This is a genomic window from Comamonas sp. A7-5, assembly GCF_039581385.1.
GTDB lineage: Bacteria > Pseudomonadota > Gammaproteobacteria > Burkholderiales > Burkholderiaceae_C > Comamonas > Comamonas thiooxydans.
Window position 1 is genome coordinate 1 of record NZ_JBCPWO010000070.1, and the last position, 303, is coordinate 303.

At 64.4% G+C, this 303-nt stretch carries 1 protein-coding gene; it reads left to right on the forward strand.

Annotated elements, in window-relative coordinates:
* Positions 1–100: 100 nt before the first annotated feature.
* The coding region (locus AAIL67_RS24795; protein WP_343485412.1) for a hypothetical protein at positions 101–303 on the forward strand (203 nt) is incomplete at its 3' end.

Here is a 303-nt window from a genome sequence, read left to right on the forward strand (position 1 = left end):
ATCCAGACCTCCCGGCTTGCCGGGGCGGTTTGCACTGCGGCCAGCAAGCGCCGGCTGCAGCGCAAACCGAAGCAACCACTTTCATTCAAGCACCGACGCCATGGCCTTCAAGCCCATTCAGATCGTGATCAACGCCAAGGACGATGCGTCTGCGGTGTTGAGCCGCCTTGGGCGCAATGTGAAGCTGCTGGGCGCCACCGTTGCCGGCTACTTCGGCATCAAGGCGTTTGCGGGCGTGGTGCAGAGCGCCGCAGACTTTGAAGCGGCCATGAGCCGGGTCAAGGCCGCCACCGAAGGCTCGGC